The organism is Amycolatopsis pretoriensis, from assembly GCF_900107925.1.
GTDB lineage: Bacteria > Actinomycetota > Actinomycetes > Mycobacteriales > Pseudonocardiaceae > Amycolatopsis > Amycolatopsis pretoriensis.
This window is the reverse complement of sequence record NZ_FNUJ01000006.1, coordinates 751,318-766,711: the sequence shown is the minus strand read 5'-3', so window position 1 is coordinate 766,711 and position 15,394 is coordinate 751,318. Positions and strand designations below refer to the sequence as shown.

The following is a 15,394-nucleotide window of genomic DNA, read 5'->3' as shown; positions in this document are numbered from 1 at the left end:
GCCCGGTCCCATTCCGAACCCGGAAGCTAAGCCTGACAGCGCCGATGGTACTGCAACCGAAGGGTTGTGGGAGAGTAGGACACCGCCGAACTTACTTACGGGAAGGCCCCGGTCGAGAATCAGTAATGGTTCTCCCGGGGCCTTTTCGCATGCCCGCGACCGGCCGGCGGTCGAGCCGGCCCGGGCTACTTCGCCGGCCGGCGCAGCAGGTACGTGTCCATGATCCACCCGTGCCGCTCCCGCGCCTCAGCGCGAACCCGGCGGATCTCGCCGGCCAACCCGGCCGTCAGCGGGCCCGACAACAACACCTCGTCCGGCGTCCCGACGTACGCCCCCCAGAAGATCGTCAACCCCTGGTCCGCAAAGCGGTCGAAGGTCGTGTGCGCGTCCAGGAGCACGAACACGTCGTCGACCCCCTCCGGCCAGCCCTCGGCCAGCCGGCGCCCGGTCGTCAGCTGGACCGCCCGCCCGATCTGGTTCATCGTCGTCCGGTGGCGGGCCACCAGCGCCGAAATGCTGCTGATCCCCGGGACCACCTCGTACTCGAACACGACGTTCCCCCGCGCCAGCACCGCCTCGATCAGCGCGATCGTGCTGTCGTACAGCGACGGGTCGCCCCACACCAGGAACGCGCCCGTCCCGGACTCACCCAGCTCGGTCGAGATGAGCCGCTCGTACACCGCAGCCCGCGCCTCGTGCCAGTCGGCCACCGCCGCCCGGTAGTCGGACGGCGTGCGGTCGCGGGGCGGGTCCGTGGCCAGTACCACCCGGTAACCCGGCCGCGTCACGAACCGGTCGAGGATCTCCTCGCGCAACCGGACCAGGTCCGCCTTCTCCGACCCCTTGTCGAGCACGAAGAACACGTCGACCCGGTTGAGGCGGTCGATCGCCTGGACCGTCAGGTGCTCCGGGTCGCCGGCGCCGATCCCGATCGCGTAGAGCTTGCGCATACCGCGAGTCTGGTGGGGGCCGCGAGTGAACCCCTACCCCCGATGGGTATAAAGGAAGGAGAACGAAAGGAGCCGCTGATGACCGAGGCGAGCTACACCGTCGAGGGCATGACCTGCGGACACTGCGCCACGTCGGTCCGCGAAGAGGTCTCCGAGCTCGAGGGCGTCCGGACCGTGGACGTCGACGTCGAGAGCGGCCGCGTCACGGTGACCAGTGACACCCCGCTGCCCGCCGACGCCGTTGCCGCGGCCGTCACCGAGGCCGGATACCGCCTGGTCGCCTGAACCATGACCACCGCGACCCGCGTCGAACTGGCCATCGGCGGCATGACGTGCGCGTCGTGCGCCGCCCGGGTCGAGCGCAAGCTCAACAAGGTCGACGGCGTGACCGCGACCGTCAACTACGCGACCGAGAAAGCCGAGGTCAGCTACCCGGACGCGCTGTCGGTCGACGACCTCAAGGCCGTCGTCGAGGCCGCCGGGTACTCGGCGAAGCTGCCCGAGCCCGAAGCGCCCGATGAGACGCCGACGCTGCGCAAACGTTTGCTCGTCTCGGCGGTGCTGACCGTCCCCCTGATCGCCCTGGCGATGGTCCCGGCCTGGCAGGTCGACCCGTGGGTCCTGCTCGCCCTCGCCGCGCCGGTCGTGACCTGGGGCGCGTGGCCGTTCCACCGCGCCGCCGCCGTCAACCTGCGCCACGCGACCGCCACCATGGACACGTTGATCTCGCTCGGCGTCGTCGCGTCGGTGCTCTGGTCGCTCTACGCGCTGTTCTTCGGCATGGCCGGCCATCACCACCTGTACTTCGAGGTGGCCGCCGCGGTCACCACGTTCATCCTGGCCGGCCGCTACTTCGAGGCCCGCTCCAAGCGCCGCGCCGGCGCCGCCCTCCGCGCGCTGATGGACCTCGGCGCCAAGGACGTCACCGTTCTGCGCGACGGCGAAGAGCACCTGATCCCCGTCGGGGAACTGCAGGTGAACGACGTCTTCGTCGCCCGGCCCGGCGAGAAGATCGCCACCGACGGCGTGGTCACCGAAGGCGGCTCCGCGGTCGACACCAGCATGCTCACCGGCGAGCCGGTGCCGGTCGAGGTCGGGCCGGGCGACGCGGTCACCGGCGCGACCGTCAACGTCGGCGGCCGGCTGTTCGTGCGCGCCACCCGCGTCGGCGACGACACGCGGCTGGCGCAGCTGGCCCGGCTCGTCGAAGCGGCGCAGAACGGCAAGGCCGACGTCCAGCGGCTCGCCGACCGGGTCTCGGCGGTGTTCGTCCCGCTGGTCATCCTCGCCGCGCTGGCCACGCTGGTGGTCTGGCTCGCGACCGGCGGGCAGCCCGAAGACGCGTTCACCGCCGCCGTCGCCGTGCTGATCATCGCCTGCCCGTGCGCGCTGGGTCTGGCGACGCCGACGGCGCTGCTCGTCGGCACCGGCCGCGGCGCCCAGCTGGGCATCCTCATCAAGGGCCCCGAGGTGCTCGAGAACACCCGCCGCGTCGACACCGTCGTCCTGGACAAGACCGGCACCGTCACCACCGGCCGGATGACGCTGGTCGAGGGCGACGGCGAGCCGCTGCGGCTCGCGGGCGCCGTCGAAGCCGCGTCCGAGCACCCCATCGGCCGCGCCATCGCGGAGGCGGCGAAACAGCGGTTCGGCACGCTCCCGGCGGTCACCGACTTCCGCAGCACTCCGGGCGTCGGCGTGACCGGCACCGTGGAGGGGCGCACGGTCAGCGTCGGGCGCGCGGACGGCGCCATCGGCGTGTCCTGGGACGGCGAAGTCCGGGGGCACCTGGTCGTCGCCGACAAGATCAAGCCGACGTCCGCCCAGGCGGTCGCGGAGCTGCGCGCACTCGGCCTGACGCCGGTGCTGCTGACCGGCGACCACGCCGGCGCGGCCCGGGCGATCGCGGCCGAAGCGGGGATCGACGAGGTCGTCGCCGAGGTGCTGCCGGAGGGCAAGGTCGACGTCGTCAAGCGGCTGCAGGCCGAGGGCCGCGTGGTGGCGATGGTCGGCGACGGCGTCAACGACGCGGCCGCGCTCGCCCAGGCCGACCTGGGGCTGGCCATGGGCACGGGCACCGACGCGGCGATCGAAGCGAGCGACCTGACGCTCGTGCGCGGCGACCTGCGGGTGGCCGCCGACGCGATCCGGCTGGCCCGCCGGACGCTGGCGACCATCAAGGGCAACCTGTTCTGGGCGTTCGCGTACAACGTGGCGGCGCTGCCGCTGGCCGCGCTCGGCCTGCTCGACCCGATGATCGCGGGCGCGGCCATGGCGTGCTCATCGGCGTTCGTGGTGAGCAACAGCCTCCGGCTGCGCCGGTTCCGCTGAACCCCCGGAGGGTATAGTCGGTGGTCAGGGACGGGCGACGACGGGGACAGGTGGGCGATGACGGGTTACGGCACCGAGCGGGAGGCCTATCTCAAGCGCCTGCGCCGGATCGAGGGGCAGATCCGCGGGCTGCAGCGGATGGTCGAGCAGGACAAGTACTGCATCGACATCCTGACGCAGGTCTCCGCGGCGACGAAGGCGTTGCAGTCGTTCTCGCTGGAGCTGCTCGATGAGCACCTGGCGACGTGCGTGGTCCAGGCCGCCGCGGCCGGCGGCGAGGAGGCGGACCTGAAGGTGCGCGAAGCCTCGGACGCGATCGCGCGGCTGGTGCGTTCCTAGCGCACCAGCACGGCCAGGGTGAGGCCGCCGGCGTTCGTCGTGAAGTGCACGATCACCGACGCCAGCACGCCCCGCCCTGTGTGCCGCCACCAGTGCAGGAAGATCCCCGCGACCCCCGCCGCGGCCATCGCCAGCACCTGCAGCACCACCACCGGCGTGGCGCCGAACACCGCGTGGACCGCCGCGTTGCGGCCGATCGCCAGCGCCGGGAGCGCGTGCCACAGGCCGAACAGCGCGGCCGCGCCGAGGATCGGCGGCCAGCGCCAGCGGTCGTCCGTCGCACCCAGCAGGCCCGGCAGCACGCCGCGGAACGCCACCTCCTCGATCAGCACCGTCCCGAACAGGATGCGTCCGCACGTCAGCCACAGCAGCTGCCCGAAGTCGGGGTCGCCGACCCGGCCGTCCTGGTAAACCGTGCGCAGCGCCGGCGCCGCCAGCGCGATCCCGAACACCACCGCGATCAGCGCGGCCCCGGCCAGGCCGACCAGCGCGGGACGGCGGAGCGTCGCCAGCCCGAGCCCGGTCCACGAGCACCCCGCGGCCCGGCCCAGCGCCACCAGGATCGCCGCCGCGACCAGCCCGCACACGGGGTAGGCCCAGCCCGGCAGCACGCGGTTGGCGAGGGTCGTCGACGCGGCCAGCACCACGACCGCCGTGACCAGGGCGAACGTCCGCCTCAAGGGATGTCCGCCGGCGCGGTTCTCGGTAGGGTCACCCGACGATCATGGTGGCTGCCCGGCCGGCGGGCAACCGTCAGCCGACGGCGTCGGTGAGGTCCGCGGGGGAGCGCCGCTGGACGGGCACTCTCTTCGACATCGGCAGGGTGGCCTCGGGATCGAAGGGCGCGGGCCGGTCGTCGAGGGCGCCGGCGGCGTCGGCGAGCAGGGAACGGCAGCCGGTGAGGCTCGCCTGGAGCTTGTCGCGGACCTCGGTGAGGGCGGTGACCTGGCGTTGAGCGGCGTCCACCAGGGCTTCGGTTTCGGCTTGCGCGGTGGCGACCTGCTTCTTCGCTTTGGCTTCGGCGGTCGTGACCAGGCGCTCGGCCTTGCTTTCGGCGGTCGTGACCAGGCGTTCGGACTTGGTCCTGGCCGCCTTGACCAGCTTCGCCGCTTTGGCCTCCGCGGTCTCGACCTGCGTCTTCGCCTCAGCTTGCGCGGTGCCGACCAGGCGTTCGGCCTTCGCCCTCGCGACCGCTTCCTCCTCGGCCAGCGTGCGCATCGCGTCGGCGCGGCGGACCGTCATCGCGCGCGTGTGATCCTCTTCCTGCTGGGCACGGCGGTGCGCGGCGGCCTCGTCGAGCTCGCGGCGGCGCTGCTCGGCCGCGCGGAGGAACTCCTCGTGCTCGACGCGGCGGCGTTCCGCCTCGGCCTCGGCTTCGGCGACCAGGCGGCGTTCCTTCTCCGTGAGCGAGACCGCTTCCCGCTCGGCTTCGCGGACCAGGCGCTCGGCCGTTTCCGTTGCCCGCGCGGTGATTTCGGTCGCTTCCTCGCGGGTCAGCTCGATCATCCGGCGGGACCGCTCCTGCAGCGCGTCCGGCTCGATGGGAGTGCGGCTGATCCGGTCGATCTTCACGCGGAGCTCACGGTTGTCCTCGACGAGCGCGGTCACGCGCTGCCGGGCCGCATCGCGTTCGGCGGCGAGTCTGCGCAGTTCGGCTTCGGCCCACGCGACGTACTCCGCGACCTGTGCGCGGTGAAAACCGCGCCACGCCAGGTCGAATCCGGGCTGCGTGCGCTCCACGTCCTCGCCACCGCCGGGGGCCATGCCTCACCTCCGAATTGGATGGTTTCTCCTCGGCCGCACGTTTTCCTTGCGGTACCGGGGAATTCCGCGTCCACCCCAGTGTGCCGCAAACCCGCCCCCGCGCGCTGCCCGGGCGGGTGATCATTCGTCGAGCGGTTCTCCCGGACCGGTGGACGTGCTCCGGACGCCGGGCAGCTCGGCGAGTTCGGCGGCGAGGTCGTAGAGATCACCGCGGCCGTCGAGGCGCAGCGTCACGACCGCGATCCGTTGTCCCTCTTCGGAAATGGGCTCGTGGTCGACGTCGACGTGGTGCACGCTCCAGCCGCGCCCGGTGCACGCCGCCAGTGCCGCGCGCAGCACGCCGTGGCCGTCGAGGTAGCTCAGCCGCACGACCGGCGGTTCGCGGCGGTGGCGCGCGACGAACCGCTGCAGCGGCGGGAAGCCGCGGGTCACCACGAAGTGCCCGATCGTCGTGCCGACGGCGAGCACCGGCAGCCCGGCGCCGCACGCCGTGCCGACCGCGGCGGTGAGCCAGATCGTCGCCGCCGTCGTCAGGCCGCGCACGGCGTCGCGGCGGACGAAGATCAGGCCGCCGCCGATGAAGCCGATGCCCGAGACGATCTGCGCGGCGATCCGCGACGGGTCGAGCGCCACGTGGTCGGTGCTCAGCAGGTCCGCGAAGCCGTACTTCGACACGAGCATGAACACGGCCGAGCCGACGCCGACCAGGCTGTGCGTCCGCAGGCCCGCGGCCTTCATGCCGGCTTCGCGCTCGAGGCCGATCGCGACGCTGAGCACCAGCGCCAGCAGGACCGGCGGCAGCAGCTCCCACTGCGCCGGCGTGGACCAGAGAGTGGGCAAGGTCACTACCTCCCGGGGTCTTCGGTGTCGGCAAGCGAGGAGACTTGCCGGGCTTCCCACCTGGGCATACTGGGCCGGAAGCCCCGATCGTGCCAGGTGAGGTGGAACGCGTGACAGCGAGTCGGCCGGCCCCGGACTTCGTGGGCTACCCGGAGGTGCGACGCGGCTTCCGCGCCCTGCTCGGCGCCCGGACCGGCGTCGGCCGGCGGCGGGTGCCGGCGTGTCCGGAGTGGACCGTCGCCGACCTGGTGGGCCACCTCACCGGGATCGCCGAGCGGGTGCTCGAGCGCCACGGCGGCGCGGTGCCGGTTTCGACGGCGTCGACGGTCCCGGAGCTGCTCGACCACTGGGACGACGTCGGCGAGGACCTCGACCGGCGCCTCGCGGAGGCGGGTGGGCGCAGCGGCGAGGTCATGGTGATGGACGCCTACACCCACGAACTGGACCTGCGGGCGGCGCTGGGCGTGCCGCCGCCGGTGGAGCACGCGGCCTGGGCGCCGAGCTTCGAGGTGCTGGTCCGCGGCTTCTCGGGCTCGGTCGCGGGCCGCGGCCTGCCGGCGTTGCGCCTGCGCACCACGGGCGGCTCCCAGTGGACGGCGGGAGCGGGCCGCCCGGCGGCGACGCTGACCGCGCCGGCGCACGAGCTGTACCGGGCACTGGCCGGCCGGCGGTCGCTCGCCCAGCTGTCGGGGCTGGAGTGGAGCGCGGCGCCGGGGACGTGGCTGCCCGCGTTCAGCTGGGGGCCGTTCAGCCCGCCGCGCTCACCTGGGGTGTGACGCTCGCCAGACGTCGGGGAAGACGCCAGGGGCAGGCGCTGGGGGAGCTGGCGCGGGGAGACGCTGGCGGTGGGCCGCCGCGGAGCAGCCCCGCCGCTGCGGAGGTGCCGCTGTGGGGGATGCATCGGGGGAACGGCCGCGGCGGGGCCGCTGTGGAGGTGCCGCTGCGGGGGAGGCGCAGGGGGAGCTGCCGCGGCGGGGCCGCTGTGGAGGTGCGCTGAGGGGAGGCACCGGGGGAGCCGGCGCGGGGGTGCCGGTGTTGCTCAGCCGCCCGGTGGGGTTGCCGTCAGCACCGCGGCCAAGGCCAAGACCACCGAGGCCAACGCCACCTCGGTCGTCACCGCCAACCGCAGCCGGCGCAATTCCGTCGTCAGCACCGCCGTGTCGCCCTCGCCGCCGCTCGACATCCCCTTCAGGACCGCGCGGCGGGCCACGTTCGCCACCACGAGCAACACCGCGAAGCCCGCAATCTTGCCCAGCAGCAGGAGCCCGTACGTCGTCGTCCACAGGGCGGATACCGACGGCACGATGCGCAACGTCAGCACTCCGCCGCTGATCGCGATCAGCGCCACGCAGTTCATCGCGAGCCGGGAGAACCTCGTCACCACCGGTCCGAGGTCCGGGGTCCGGCGGATCAGGCACGACGCCAGCTGGACCAGGCCGCCCGCCCACACCGCGATCGCGCCCCAGTGGACCAGGTCGGCCGCCACCGAGAAGTACAGCACCCGGTCCGTCACCGGGTGGCCGCTCGCCGAGAAGCTCAGCAGCGCCGCGAACCCGGTGATCATCGCCAGGTTCTCCAGCCGGCCGCGCCGGGCCGACGCCGGCGGAGCCGCCAGCACGCGCGGGAGCACCACCGCCAGCACCGCGGCCGCGACCAGCCGGACCAGCAGCAGCTTGCCGTAGGACAGCCGGAGCGTGTCGGCCAGCAGTCCCGTGTCGAGCAGTGCGCCCAGACCGCGGCCGGCCGCGTACGGGCCCTGCAGCAGGAACGTCGCGACCGCTGTGCCCGCCGTCAGCCAGACGCCTGCCCGCAGCAGCCGCCGGGCCCGGGGGTCCGCGCGCCCGGCCGGGTGGCACGTCAGCAGGAACACCAGGCCGCCGAGCAGGACGATGCCGGCGAACGACAGCCAGCGCACGACCGTCGACACGACGTCGACCACCGGGTCCGTGCCCGTCGCCGCCGCGACCGCGCCCGCCGAGGTGAGCAGCGGGCCGGCGCCGACGACGAAGGCGAACGTGCCGCGCACCGGGTGGGAGTCGGTCGAGACGAACGCGTACTCGACGAGGTAGCTGCCGTCGGGCAGGCCCGGCTTCAGCCGGACGGCCACCTGCTCCGCGACGTCGCCGGGCTGGAACACCGGGCCGGTGTCGACGGCCGTGCCCTGCGTGTCGACGACCTTCAGCGAGCCCGGCTGGATGCCGACGTTCTCCGACAGCGTCACCGACACCTGCGCGGGCGCCGCGGTCAGCCGCGAGCCGTCGCCGGGGGTGGTGGAGACGATCTCGACGTGCGCCGACGCCGGTGCGGCGGTGAGCACCAGCCAGCCGGCCAGGAAGGCCAGCAGGGCCAGTGCCCGCCGTGCGGCCCGGCCGCTCACGACGCGGCGAGCGCGGGCGGACGCAGCCCGCAGGTGCAGCCGGTCAGCTCGTGCTCGGCCACCGACGCGCGCCGGTGCAGCACGACCGCGACGATCATCGGAATGGTGACGATCGTGTTGTAGAACAGGTGCAGCTCGACCCGGGGCACGAGCAGCTGGATGATGCTCGTCGGCACCTTCTGCCCGGCCAGCCGCCAGCCGCTCTGCGCCTGGATGAACAGCAGCAGGTGCTCGATGTGGTGCCAGAACTGGATGGCCAGCGCGAGGTTCCACCACTGGCGCGAGCGGCCGGCGAAGCCGTGGCGCAGGATCCACAGGAACACCAGCATCACGAGCGCGTAGCCGTAGTGCAGCCACTCGGAGCTGATCAGGGCCGGGAACGGCATCCCGAGCACGCCGCGCGCCTTCGGCGTCGGCCAGCCGAGCGCGTAGATCTGGAACGCCTGCACGATGTGCTCGGCCCAGTGCCCGATCACGATCACCATGAACACCGCGAGCGCTCGGTGGTGCCAGCGGCTGTTGAGCGGGCCGAGGAACCCGGACGGACGGGCGAGTTCGGACGTCGACATGCAGACCCCAGTTCACCGAGACGACGATGTTCGTCGACGATAGCCGTTACCGGAGCGGCTTCCGTTACTCCGGATTGCTGATCCCGTAAGGGAAGTTGCGACGCCCGGCGGATTGCGTACCGCCGGGCGGGCGTGGGCTCAGTGCACGGACAGGCCGGTCGGACGCGCGGGCGCCGGCGGGATGTGGAACAGCCGGCCGAACAGCTCGAGGTGCGCCGGGTCGCCCTCCACGCGGACCTTGCCGCTGGAGATCGCGTCCTGGGCGGACAGGTTGCCGTTGAGCACGTCGAGGATCGCTGGGCCCTGCGGTTCGATCACCAGGTCGGCGGCGGGCAGCGCACCGGCGGCGACCTTGAGCGCGCCGTCGTCGATCATGGCGTGCACGACCATGTCGCCGGGGTAGCGCAGTTCGTAGTTGACGTGCACGCCCCGGGCGGCCTCCTCCTGGAAGGTCGTGTAGAGCGAGATGATGGCGATGTCGAGGGTGAAGACCTCGTCCGGCTTCGGGTGGGTCAGCGAGCGGGCGCCCCACAGGCCGAGGTCCAGCAGGATGTGGTCGAGTTCGCAGCCGTACTCGGTGAGCTCGTAGACGACGCCCGCGTCCAGCTGCGACAGGACGCGGCGGCGGATCACGCCCGTCTCCTCGAGCTCGTTGAGGCGCGAAGTCAAGATGCTCACCGGGATCCGCGGCAGGGTACGCTGCAGGTCGCCGAACCGCTTCGGGCCGAGCACGAGGTCCCGGATCACCAGCAGCGACCACCGCTCGCCGACGATCTCGAGCGCCCGGGCCAGGCCGCAGAACTGTCCGTACGTGCGAGCAGAGGTAGGCATACTCGGGTCCTCACTTGTCTCGGGTGGCAGACCGGGCGCCGCCGGGTTCGCGCGTGAGGCGCGAGTTCGGTCAGGGTGCCCCCGACGCACCGTGCCGCCACGGGCGTCGCTGTCTACGGTGACGGTTCCCCGCCGGGTGCGGCCAGTGAACGACGCACCGGTGCCCCATGCGTTTTCCATGTCAAACCATGCGTTTCGCACGTCACGCCCGTGCTTTGAGCACTGGCTGAGTAGACCTCCAGTGGAGCACCATTTCCTTCTCTCGTCCCGCCCAGCCCGAGACCGGCAGGAGGGCCCATGCGCACGACAGCGGTGGACGCGCACGGCGGTGGCGCCACGGACGCCCCGGTGCCGGTGCGCGCTCCGGCGTTCCGGCGGCACCTGCGCGCGGAGGTCCGGGAAGGCAAGGGTGCGTACCTGTTCTCCGAACAGGGCGTGATCGCGATGCGCGGCGCGAAGATCGAGTCGCTCGCGGCGTTGCTCGACGGCACCCACGACCTCGACCGGCTGCTGCGCGGCCGCCCCGGCGGGATGGCGCCGGAGGAGGTCGCCGCCCTGCTGGCCCAGCTCGTCGACGCCGGGCTCGTGACGTTGCGCAGCCCCGGCACCGACGAGGTCCTGGGCGACGAACGCGCGCTGGCCTACTGGGACGCCTGCGGGGTGGACGCCGACGTCGTCGCCGCGCGGCGGGGCACGGTGCGGCTGACCGCGGTCGGCGACAGCGCCGACGGCGTCGATTCCGGCGCCGTCGAACGGGCCCTGGCCGGCGCCGGGCTCGAGGTGATCCGCACGGACACCGGCACCGCCGACCTGTCGGTCGTGCTGTGCGCCGACTACCTCGACCCGCGGCTGGCCGAGATCGACGCCGAACACCGGCGCGCGGGGCGGCCGTGGCTGCTGGCCCGCCCGTCCGGGGCCCAGGTGTGGATCGGCCCGGTGCTGCAGCCCGACGGCGCCTGCTGGCACTGCCTGACCCACCGGCTGTGGGGCCACCGGCACGCCGAGGCGTGCGTGCAGGAGGAACTGGGCCACGACGGCCCGGCGCGCCGCCCGGTGTCCGCACTGCCGCCGCTGACCTCGGCCGCGGCGCACCTCGTCGCGCTGGAGGCGGCCAAGTGGGTGGCCGGGTACCGCCACCACGGCCAGCAGTGCGTGTGGACGCTCGACACGCTCGATCTGCAGGGCCGGCTGCACGAGCTGCACCGCCGCCCGCAGTGCCCCCGCTGCGGTGACCGGTGGCTGGTGACCTGGCGCTCGGTGCGCCCGGTCGAGCTGCGGCCGGCCAAGAAGGCGACCACCGGGGGCGGCGGGCACCGCACGGCGACGCCGTCGCAGATGCTGGAGCGCCACCGCCACCTGGTCAGCCCGGTCACCGGGATCATCAAGGAGATCCGGCGCGACCCGGACGCACCCTGGTTCGCCAACGCCTACCGCTCCGGGCCCAACGTCACCCGCGGCGTCACGGCGATGGCGGCGCTGCGGGCCAGCCTGCGCTGCGAGAACGGCGGCAAGGGCGTCAGCCCGCTCGACGCCGAAGTCAGCGCGCTCTGCGAGGCGGCGGAACGGTTTTCCGGCAACTTCCAGGGTGACGAGCTGCGCATCCGCGCGTCCTTGGCCGAGCTGGGCGAGGAAGCCGTCCACCCCAACGCGTGCATGCTCTTCGACGACCGCCAGTACGCCGGGCGCGTGGACTGGAACGCCGAGCACGCGTCCTTCCAGCACGTGCCGGAGCCCTTCGACCCGGCCGCCGTGGTCGACTGGACGCCGGTGTGGACGCCGGCCGGGCGCCGCCGCCTGCTGCCGACTTCCTACCTGTACTACGGGGTCCCGCGCGAGAGCGCGGCCCGCGGGGTGCGCGCCGACTCGAACGGCACCGCGGCGGGCAGCAGCCTGGAGGACGCGATCCTGCAGGGGGCACTGGAACTCGTCGAGCGCGACGCCGTGGCGCTGTGGTGGTACAACCGCACGCCGGTGCCGGGCGTCGACCTCGCGTCCTTCGCCGACCCGTGGCTGGACGAGATGTCCGCCGGCTACGCGGGGATCGGCCGCGAGATGTGGGTCCTCGACGTGACGTCGGACCTGGGGATCCCGGTGACCGTGGCGGTTTCGCGGCGGACCGACGGCCCGTACGAGGACATCATGATGGGTTTCGGCGCGCACCTCGACCCGCGGATCGCGGTGCGCCGCGCGGTGACCGAGCTCAACCAGATGCTGCCCGCCGTGCAGGCCGCGGGCCACGACCTCGACGACCCGGACGCGCGGCGCTGGCTCACCTGCGCCACCGTCGCGAACCAGCCGTACCTGCGGCCGGTCGCGGGCGAGCGGATGCGGGCCGCCGGGGACTTCCGGTTCGTCAACCGCGCCGACGTCCGGGACGACGTCGAGGCGCTGACCCGGGTGTTCGACCAGGCCGGCGTGGAGCTGCTGGTGCTCGACCAGACCCGGCCGGACGTCGGGATCCCGGTGGCCAAGGTGCTCGCGCCGGGACTGCGGCCGTTCTGGGCCCGGTTCGCGCCCGGCCGGCTCTTCGACGTCCCGGTCCGCCTGGGCCGGCTCGACGCGCCGACCCCGTACGAACGGCTCAACCCGTTCCCGATGTTCCTTTGAGCGCCGCCACGGGCTCGGTTTCGCTGTTGGCTTGAGGAGTTGGCCGTGCCTGCTTACCCCCCGGACGAGCTCCCGGAGACCGTCCGGCTCTGGTCCCTCACCGAAGACACCCTGCTGGAGGCGGGGGACGACGACACGATCGTCGCGATCACCTGGTGGGGTGAGTACGAACTGGCGGGCATCCCCAGGCCGGTCCGCGAATCGCTGGGCCGGATGGCGCTCGGCCCGATCTCGATGGGGAACCTCGCGACGTCGGCGGGCAACGGCGCCGAGGCGTGGGCGGGGACGCTGCGCAAGGTCCTCAACCAGCTGTCCGGCTCGGTCGTGCACTCGCTCGCGCTCAACGACGGCCGCGGGCCGGTGCTCTCGGCCATCCCGGTGACCCAGGCGCCGGTCTTCCCGGCCGACGCGGTGCCGCCCGGCCGGCTGATCAAGCTGTCGCGGTATTCGGCGATGCGCCCGGACGGCGGCGGGCTGCTGCTGGAGTCGCCGCGCGCCCGGTACCGCGTCGCGCTGCTGCGGCCGCCCGCGGTGGCCGTGGCGTCGTCGCTGGCCGGGCCGGTGACCGTCGCCCAGGTCGCCGAGACGTGCGGGCTCACCGAAGCGGTCGTGGCCGACGTCGTCGCGTTCCTGGTGGCCGCCGGCGTCGTGCTGGTGGCCGACGACTGGGCCGGGTTCGCCGAGGACACCGACACCGACCTCGCCGTCTGGTCGCCGGACGACCTGATGTTCCACGCCCGCAGCCGGACGTGGCTCAAAGGTGGCCCGCCGGACCCGGAGGAGCACCGGGCGGGCGCCGAGCCGCCGGTGGTCAAGCAGATCACCGCCGGCCCGACCTTCCCCCTGCACCGTCCCGACCCGGCCGTGCTCAAGGCGACCGACCCGACGCTCGCGACGCTGCTCGAACACGACCACTCGTGCCCCGAGGTCACCGAGCGCGCGCTGTCGGCCGAACAGGTCGGGGAGTTCCTCTTCCGCGCCGCGCGGGTGCGCTCGATCGGGCCGGCGTACCTGCCCGGCGGGCCGGGCCACGAGGCGTCGCAGCGGCCGTACTTCAGCGTCGCCTGCCTGTACGAGCTGGAGATCTACGTCGGGATCAACCGGTGCGCGGACCTCGCGCGGGGGATCTACCACTACGACCCGCTGTGGCACACGCTGACGCTGATCAACGACGACCTCGGTGTCCTGGACGGCATGCTGGACCTGGCGATGGTCGGGGCGGGCAGCCACCGCCGGCCCTCGGTGCTGCTGACGATGACCGCGCGGATGTCGCGGATCGCGTGGGTGCTCGGCAGCGCCGCGTACGCGACGACGCTGGTGCACGTCGGCGCGCTGCAGCAGGTGCTCTACCTGGCGGCGAAGGCGATGGGACTCGCCGCGCACGCCGTGCCGGTCGACGCGGGCGACCGCGTGGACCGCTCGCTGAAACTGGAGTGGCCCGCCGAGGTCAGCGTCGGCGAGTGCGTGCTCGATTTCCCGGGGGGTACCACCCCTGGCTGACCGGGCGAAGCCTCTCTCCTGACCGTTTGCCCTGTTACCGTTGGGGACCTGGGGTGCGGGTGAGGTGGGAGGCGCCGTGGCGTATCCGGTTCGGCTGCGGGGAAAGTTCCGGATCCGGGCAGCAATGCCGGCGAAGGAGCGAGCGGAGCGGCCGGACTTCCACGCGCTCGTCGCCGCCGGTCCGGTGGCGGCCGCCGCCGCGGTCGCGCTGACGGCGGTGCTCCCCGTGCTGGCCGAGCGGGAGTCCTGGGTGCCGCGGCTGCTCGCGCTGGCGTGCGCGGCGGCCCTCGCGGGAGTGCACCTGACCGCGTTCGCGCACGGCGGTGTCCGCCGTCCCGGCCTGGCGCTGGTCGCGCAGGCTTTGCTGGGCTACGGGCCGATGGTGCAGCTGGGCGCCCTGTGGAGCGCCGCGGGCGGGTTCCTCGCCGGCGGGCTGCTGCTGGCCGTCCGGCCGGCGCGGGCGGTGCCCGCGGCGGGGCTCGTGTGCGTCGGCGCGGGGCTCTTGGCCGCGTGGGCGGCCGGTTCGGTGGACGCCGGTCTCGCGGGCGCGGTGTCCGCCGGGATCGCCGCGCTGGCGCTCTCCGGGGTGGGCGCGGCGGTGCGGCTGACCGCCGAGCGCGAAGAGGAACGCCGGGAGCTGAAGCGGAACGCGATCGCCGAGGAGCGCAAGCGGTTCTCCCGCGACGTCCACGACCTGCTCGGTCTCAGCCTGTCGGCGATCACCCTGAAGGGTGAACTCGTGGACCGGTTGGTGATCGGCCAGCCGGATCGCGCGAAGGAGGAGCTCGCCGAGCTGCTGATCATGTCGCGGCGCGCGCTGGCCGACGTCCGCACGGTCGCGGCGGGCTACCGCGAGCTGTCGCTGGACGACGAGTGCCGGGCCGCGGCGGCGGTGCTGAGCGCGGCCGGGACCCGGGTGACGGTCGCCCGTTCGGGGACCGCGGACCTGCCCCCGGAGGTGGCGACCGCCCTGGCGGCGGTGCTGCGCGAAGGCGTGACGAACGTGGTGCGGCACAGCACCGCGAGCTGGTGCGCGTTCTCGGTGAGCAAGGAGGACGGGACGGCCTGGCTGGAGATCGTCAACGACGGCGCGGGCGGTCCCGCCGACGGCGGCACGGCGTCGGGATCGGGGCTGCGCAACCTGGTCGACCGGGTGGAGTCACTCGGCGGGACGCTGGCGGCGGAGTCCGGTGCGGACGGTACGCACCGGCTGCTGGCGGCGGTCCCGGTGGGCTGCGGCGGGGTGCGCCGGCACCGGACGGCGGACGAGCTCTCGGCGTAAGCGC

The 15,394-nt window shown here is 73.4% G+C and carries 14 protein-coding genes and 1 rRNA gene; 8 read left to right on the top strand and 7 right to left on the bottom strand.

The window, feature by feature from the left end; translation table 11 throughout:
* Positions 1-91: ribosomal RNA gene (gene rrf / locus BLV96_RS29705) — 5S ribosomal RNA — on the top strand; the annotation flags it as partial.
* A 94-nt stretch (positions 92-185) separates the two neighbouring features.
* On the opposite strand, the gene cobF is transcribed toward rrf, so the two are convergent.
* Positions 186-950: a precorrin-6A synthase (deacetylating) gene (gene cobF / locus BLV96_RS29700; protein ID WP_086678472.1), complete on the bottom strand. Its 765-nt coding sequence runs from the start codon at positions 948-950 to the stop codon at positions 186-188.
* A gap of 78 nt (positions 951-1,028) precedes the next feature.
* Here cobF and BLV96_RS29695 point away from each other — a divergent pair, with 78 nt between their 5' ends.
* From BLV96_RS29695 to BLV96_RS29685, 3 genes are read left to right on the top strand one after another with little or no spacing between them, the layout of a single operon-like run.
* The gene (locus BLV96_RS29695) at positions 1,029-1,235 is read left to right on the top strand and encodes a heavy-metal-associated domain-containing protein (RefSeq protein ID WP_086678473.1); all 207 of its coding nucleotides are present in this window, start codon (positions 1,029-1,031) and stop codon (positions 1,233-1,235) included.
* Positions 1,236-1,238: 3 nt separating this feature from the next.
* Positions 1,239-3,281 (top strand): heavy metal translocating P-type ATPase, encoded by a 2,043-nt coding sequence (locus BLV96_RS29690; protein ID WP_086678474.1) that lies wholly within the window; start codon positions 1,239-1,241, stop codon positions 3,279-3,281.
* A 57-nt stretch (positions 3,282-3,338) separates the two neighbouring features.
* Positions 3,339-3,620: a metal-sensitive transcriptional regulator gene (locus BLV96_RS29685; RefSeq protein WP_086678475.1), complete on the top strand. Its 282-nt coding sequence runs from the start codon at positions 3,339-3,341 to the stop codon at positions 3,618-3,620.
* Here the strand turns inward: BLV96_RS29685 and BLV96_RS29680 are convergent.
* The 3 genes from BLV96_RS29680 to BLV96_RS29670 all read right to left on the bottom strand — a co-directional run bounded on the left by BLV96_RS29680 (position 3,617) and on the right by BLV96_RS29670 (position 6,224).
* Positions 3,617-4,300, bottom strand: coding sequence for a CPBP family intramembrane glutamic endopeptidase (locus BLV96_RS29680; protein WP_086678476.1), 684 nt, complete (start codon positions 4,298-4,300; stop codon positions 3,617-3,619). The two genes, BLV96_RS29685 and BLV96_RS29680, sit on opposite strands and share 4 nt — an antisense overlap.
* A 73-nt stretch (positions 4,301-4,373) precedes the next feature.
* Positions 4,374-5,384: a coiled-coil domain-containing protein gene (locus BLV96_RS29675; RefSeq protein ID WP_086678477.1), complete on the bottom strand. Its 1,011-nt coding sequence runs from the start codon at positions 5,382-5,384 to the stop codon at positions 4,374-4,376.
* A gap of 120 nt (positions 5,385-5,504) precedes the next feature.
* A complete protein-coding gene (locus BLV96_RS29670; RefSeq protein WP_086685336.1) occupies positions 5,505-6,224 on the bottom strand; it encodes an MgtC/SapB family protein in 720 nt (239 codons plus the stop codon).
* Positions 6,225-6,334: 110 nt separating this feature from the next.
* Here BLV96_RS29670 and BLV96_RS29665 point away from each other — a divergent pair, with 110 nt between their 5' ends.
* Entirely contained in the window at positions 6,335-7,000 is a 666-nt protein-coding gene (locus BLV96_RS29665; protein WP_086685340.1) for a maleylpyruvate isomerase family mycothiol-dependent enzyme, read from the top strand.
* A gap of 263 nt (positions 7,001-7,263) precedes the next feature.
* Here the strand turns inward: BLV96_RS29665 and BLV96_RS29660 are convergent, their stop codons facing one another.
* The 3 genes from BLV96_RS29660 to BLV96_RS29650 all read right to left on the bottom strand — a co-directional run bounded on the left by BLV96_RS29660 (position 7,264) and on the right by BLV96_RS29650 (position 10,001).
* Positions 7,264-8,601: a copper resistance CopC/CopD family protein gene (locus BLV96_RS29660; protein WP_091389644.1), complete on the bottom strand. Its 1,338-nt coding sequence runs from the start codon at positions 8,599-8,601 to the stop codon at positions 7,264-7,266.
* A complete protein-coding gene (locus BLV96_RS29655; RefSeq protein ID WP_086677112.1) occupies positions 8,598-9,170 on the bottom strand; it encodes a hypothetical protein in 573 nt (190 codons plus the stop codon). Before BLV96_RS29655 ends, BLV96_RS29660 begins: the two co-directional genes overlap by 4 nt.
* A 138-nt stretch (positions 9,171-9,308) precedes the next feature.
* Entirely contained in the window at positions 9,309-10,001 is a 693-nt protein-coding gene (locus BLV96_RS29650) for a winged helix-turn-helix transcriptional regulator (protein WP_086677113.1), read from the bottom strand.
* A gap of 297 nt (positions 10,002-10,298) precedes the next feature.
* On the opposite strand from BLV96_RS29650, the gene BLV96_RS29645 reads away from it, so the two are divergent.
* From BLV96_RS29645 to BLV96_RS29635, 3 genes are all read left to right on the top strand, one after another.
* Positions 10,299-12,608 carry a TOMM precursor leader peptide-binding protein gene (locus BLV96_RS29645; RefSeq protein ID WP_086677114.1) on the top strand — a complete coding sequence of 770 codons (2,310 nt, stop codon included), beginning with the start codon at positions 10,299-10,301 and terminating at the stop codon, positions 12,606-12,608.
* Positions 12,609-12,653: 45 nt separating this feature from the next.
* Positions 12,654-14,108, top strand: coding sequence for a SagB/ThcOx family dehydrogenase (locus tag BLV96_RS29640; protein ID WP_086677115.1), 1,455 nt, complete (start codon positions 12,654-12,656; stop codon positions 14,106-14,108).
* Between the two features lie 76 nt (positions 14,109-14,184).
* Entirely contained in the window at positions 14,185-15,390 is a 1,206-nt protein-coding gene (locus tag BLV96_RS29635; RefSeq protein WP_244180552.1) for a sensor histidine kinase, read from the top strand.
* Positions 15,391-15,394 lie beyond the last annotated feature (4 nt).